This is a genomic window from Pseudomonas sp. BN415, from assembly GCF_029871195.1.
Classification (GTDB): domain Bacteria; phylum Pseudomonadota; class Gammaproteobacteria; order Pseudomonadales; family Pseudomonadaceae; genus Metapseudomonas; species Metapseudomonas resinovorans.
In genome coordinates this window covers 1-4,384 of record NZ_SSOK01000034.1, presented here as the reverse complement: position 1 = coordinate 4,384, position 4,384 = coordinate 1, and the positions used below count along the sequence as shown (strand labels likewise).

Annotated in this window: 4 protein-coding genes, 3 tRNA genes and 1 rRNA gene; all 8 read right to left on the bottom strand. The window is 56.7% G+C overall.

Annotation, left to right across the window (positions count from 1 at the left end):
• Positions 1–1,163 (bottom strand): elongation factor Tu (gene tuf, locus E8F20_RS09495; protein WP_280282999.1); only part of this gene is annotated, 1,163 nt, incomplete at its 3' end.
• A gap of 84 nt (positions 1,164–1,247) precedes the next feature.
• Positions 1,248–1,323 (bottom strand) — tRNA-Thr (locus E8F20_RS09490).
• Positions 1,324–1,349: 26 nt separating this feature from the next.
• A tRNA-Gly gene (locus E8F20_RS09485) sits at positions 1,350–1,423 on the bottom strand.
• Between the two features lie 26 nt (positions 1,424–1,449).
• Positions 1,450–1,534, bottom strand: a tRNA-Tyr gene (locus tag E8F20_RS09480).
• 141 nt (positions 1,535–1,675) lie between these two features.
• Positions 1,676–2,353, bottom strand: coding sequence for an SPOR domain-containing protein (locus E8F20_RS09475; RefSeq protein WP_280283525.1), 678 nt, complete (start codon positions 2,351–2,353; stop codon positions 1,676–1,678).
• A gap of 9 nt (positions 2,354–2,362) precedes the next feature.
• Positions 2,363–3,112 (bottom strand): pantothenate kinase, encoded by a 750-nt coding sequence (locus E8F20_RS09470; RefSeq protein ID WP_280283524.1) that lies wholly within the window; start codon positions 3,110–3,112, stop codon positions 2,363–2,365.
• Positions 3,102–4,058: a bifunctional biotin--[acetyl-CoA-carboxylase] ligase/biotin operon repressor BirA gene (gene birA, locus E8F20_RS09465; RefSeq protein ID WP_280283523.1), complete on the bottom strand. Its 957-nt coding sequence runs from the start codon at positions 4,056–4,058 to the stop codon at positions 3,102–3,104. The genes E8F20_RS09470 and birA overlap by 11 nt, the downstream gene beginning before the upstream one ends.
• Before the next feature lie 197 nt (positions 4,059–4,255).
• Positions 4,256–4,371, bottom strand: a 5S ribosomal RNA gene (rrf, locus tag E8F20_RS09460).
• Positions 4,372–4,384 lie beyond the last annotated feature (13 nt).

Genomic DNA, 4,384 nt, shown 5'->3' with positions numbered 1-4,384 from the left:
CCGACGGTACGACCACCTTCGCGAATCGCGAAGCGCAGGCCGTCTTCCATGGCGATCGGAGCGATCAGGGTGACAACCATCTTGATGTTGTCGCCCGGCATTACCATCTCTACGCCTTCCGGCAGCTCGCAGTTACCGGTCACGTCAGTGGTACGGAAGTAGAACTGCGGACGGTAGCCCTTGAAGAACGGAGTGTGACGACCACCTTCTTCTTTGGACAGTACGTACACTTCGCACTCAAACTTAGTGTGCGGCTTGATGGTACCCGGCTTGGCCAGAACCTGACCACGCTCTACGTCATCACGCTTAGTGCCGCGCAGCAGGGCGCCAACGTTCTCACCAGCACGACCTTCGTCGAGCAGCTTGCGGAACATTTCCACGCCGGTGCAGGTGGTCTTGGTGGTCGGACGGATACCAACGATCTCGATTTCCTCGCCCACCTTGACGATACCGCGCTCAACACGACCGGTTACCACGGTACCGCGGCCGGAGATGGAGAACACGTCTTCGATCGGCATCAGGAACGGCTGGTCGATGGCACGCACCGGCTCCGGAATGTAGGAGTCCAGGGTTTCAACCAGCTTACGAACGGCAGAAACGCCGATTTCGTTGTCGTCCTTGCCTTCCAGCGCCATCAGCGCGGAACCGATCACGATCGGAGTGTCGTCGCCCGGGAAGTCGTAGGTGTTCAGCAGATCGCGAACTTCCATTTCGACCAGCTCCAGCAGCTCAGCGTCGTCAACCATGTCGGCCTTGTTCAGGAACACGACAATGTAAGGAACGCCTACCTGACGGGACAGCAGGATGTGCTCGCGAGTCTGCGGCATGGGGCCGTCAGCAGCAGAGCAAACCAGGATCGCGCCGTCCATCTGAGCAGCACCGGTGATCATGTTCTTCACATAGTCAGCGTGACCGGGGCAGTCAACGTGAGCGTAGTGACGAACGGCGGAATCGTACTCAACGTGGGAGGTGTTGATGGTGATACCGCGAGCCTTCTCTTCCGGCGCATTGTCGATCTGGTCGAACGCACGAGCGGAACCGCCCCAAGTCTCGGAGCAGACCTTGGTCAGCGCAGCAGTCAGAGTGGTCTTGCCATGGTCAACGTGACCAATGGTGCCGACGTTGACGTGCGGTTTGTTACGTTCGAACTTTTCTTTAGCCATCGAGAACGTCTCCCATCAAGAGTTGAGCGAGTTACGCAACCATTAAAACAAAGGCAGATATTCTCATATCTGCCTTTGTTAAGATGGAGCTCATGAGCGGATTTGAACCGCTGACCTCACCCTTACCAAGGGTGTGCTCTACCAGCTGAGCTACATGAGCCAAACACATTACGACAACAGCAAACTTGGAGCGGGTAGCGGGAATCGAACCCGCATCATCAGCTTGGAAGGCTGAGGTTCTACCACTGAACTATACCCGCAGAGCCTGCAGCTCTCGCTTTGAATCTGGTGGAGGGGGAAGGATTCGAACCTTCGAAGTCTATGACGTCAGATTTACAGTCTGATCCCTTTGGCCGCTCGGGAACCCCTCCAAGGGAGGCGGCATTCTCATCTTCTGCCACCCGGCTGTCAAGCTTTTTCTCATTAAAATCTTGAGGTTAGCTTCATTCGACAGCAACTTCGCAACACAGCCTTTTGGGCCACCCTGCGAAGCGGGCGCCATTCTATTCAAGCTAACGAGGAGATGCAACACCTTCGCACGGCATAAGTTGATGTTTTAATCCAAAAAAATCCCGGGACAGCTGCTCGAGCAGCGGATCATCAACCAGCCTGCGGCTTTCAGGTGCTACGCGCACCCAATAATCACGGTGCGCACGGGACAATTCCCGCATAAAAGGCTCGTAGCCGGCATCGCGCAAGCGTTGCATGACGCTCTCCGCAGAATCCATACGAGGGAAGATTCCTAGAGAAATCCCATTGACCAGATCCCCCTGGGTCACGATGTAGCTATCGATCTTCCGCGCCTGAAGCTCCTTGAGCTGACGCAAGGAGGCCTCCCTCGAAGCCAGCGGCGCGAGATAGACCCAATAATCAGTACCCGCAGCTGCATCAACAGGCTTTACCGCCGAACGCACGTCCAGACTGATCAGGCGCTGCTCCAGCTCGCGAGCCTGCTCCTCACGCTCGAAGCCTCCAAGAAAAAGGCATACGGTCTCTTCGGCCGGCGGGGCGAGCGCAACGCTACGCCTCGGCTGAACGTCACCGGACTCACTGAGCAGACGAATGTCCTGCTGCCCCCCTTTGTATAGCGACAGCGTCTCCACTTCCTTCGGCCGCAACGGTGCCTGCTGCTGATGCCAGACGTAGTAGAAGAGATTGAGAACCAGGAGAAACAGAAACAACCAACGCATGGATCAACCTCAATGCAATGGACAGGCAATAGCCAAACCAGCAAAAACCAAGTCAGGCATCACCCTTGCGCGCGGAAGCACATCGCGCACCAAGAGCGCGTCACCGCCAGTAAGAAAGACTTCGAACTCCTCCCCAAGATACTCAGCCGCCAATTGAATTTGAGCTTTGACGAAGCCCCGCAACATCAAAAGACAGCCCCGCTCTACCGCTTCGACGGTCGAGCGCCCGGGAGCCATATCAAGCAAAGCCCGCTCCGCAGCCTCGTCGTCGTAGCGAATGCGCCGTGTATGCGTGCGCAGCTGATTGCGCATGAGGGGCATCCCTGGACAGATAAAACCTCCGAGATGATCTCCATTCCCTGCAACCAGATCCGACGTCACCGCCGTGCCAAGATCCAGAACCAGGCACGGCTTGCGAGCAATGTGATAAGCCCCCAACACGGCAAGCCAGCGATCCAAACCAAGGCGCTGATACTCCGAATAGCCGTTGCGCACTCCGGACAGCTCGAGGGCGGGCGACGCACACGCGCAAGACACGCCGAATGCATCCTGCAGTCGAGCAGTCAGCAAGCGAGTCTCCTCATCGGTACGAACACTGACCAGCCGGCAGTGGCGAAGCGCTAATTCAGGCGTCGCCCGCAGCACCGATTCCAGCTCTTCGTCCGAACCGACAACACCGCCAACCAGAGTGGCCACCTGCGCACTGTCAATCACACGCCATTTGATAAAGCTGTTACCGCAGTCAAGCTCAAGAATCATCACTCAACCTCAAACTGAGCTCTCCACCGCTATAAGCTCGCTCTTCGCCATTGACGCTGAGTCGCAAAGCACCCGTGACGTCTATTCCCACGACCCTTCCCTGGATTTTCTGTACGCCGGCAATCAGATTGACCTGCTTCCCCTGCCAGAGATGACCAAGCTCCCACTCCTCTCGCAAAGCAGAAAAACCCTCCCGCTTATGACGACCAAGGTAATCCTCGAGACGGGCGCTCAAGCAACTGACCAACTCGTTTCTGTCTACCAGGACACCCGTTTCGATTTGCATGGAAGTCCACGGTTGATCGATTTGCTCTGCAGGCTGCTGCATGTTCACGTTGATTCCAATACCAACGACAACATGACAGATATCAGCCGGGTCCCCCAGTAGCTCGAGGAGAATACCCGCGACCTTCCGGTTGCCGACCAGCAGGTCGTTTGGCCATTTCAGGCCGGCCGTCGTCAAACCGAACGAATGCAACGCGCTTAACACCGCCAAGCCAATCACCAGGCTCAGCCCCTCTAGTTGGCGCGCACCGCCGTCAATACGCAAAGCCAGGCTGTAGTAGAGGTTCTGAGCATAAGGACTGACCCATCGACGCCCCCTTCGCCCCCGCCCCTCAGTCTGCCGCTCTGCAACGACCGCGAATGGCGGAGCAAGACCTGCAGTCAAGCGCCGCATTACCTCTGCGTTGGTAGAATCCAGTGACTCGAGCACATGATGCGACCAAGGAGCACCACTATCATTCAGAATGCTTCGATCAAGCAGACTCAGCGGACTTTGCAGTCGATAACCTCGACCGCGCACTTTGTATATAGGAAGGCCAAGGTCCGCCTCCAGTTGCTGCAACTGCTTCCAGACTGCACTTCTGCTCACACCGAGGATCTCCCCCAGGGCTTGCCCCGAGTGGAAGCGCCCATCCTGCAGCAGTTTCAATAGAGTCAGCATGTGCTGGATCCGGCTCACAATGAGGCAGGCATCATATCGATGCACAATCAGGTTGCATAGAAACCCAAGCCAGTCTAGTAAGCCAAACCGCCTTGGGAGAAACACGGACAACGCCCGCCCTGTGTGAGCGGATAACTTTCGCAGGCGCAAAGACAAACCCCCGACCCGCTTACGCGGATCGGGGGTTTGGGATAGAAGCTTGACGATGACCTACTCTCACATGGAGAAGCTCCACACTACCATCGGCGATGCGTCGTTTCACTGCTGAGTTCGGGATGGGATCAGGTGGTTCCAACGCTCTATGGTCGTCAAGCAATTCGGTTGGG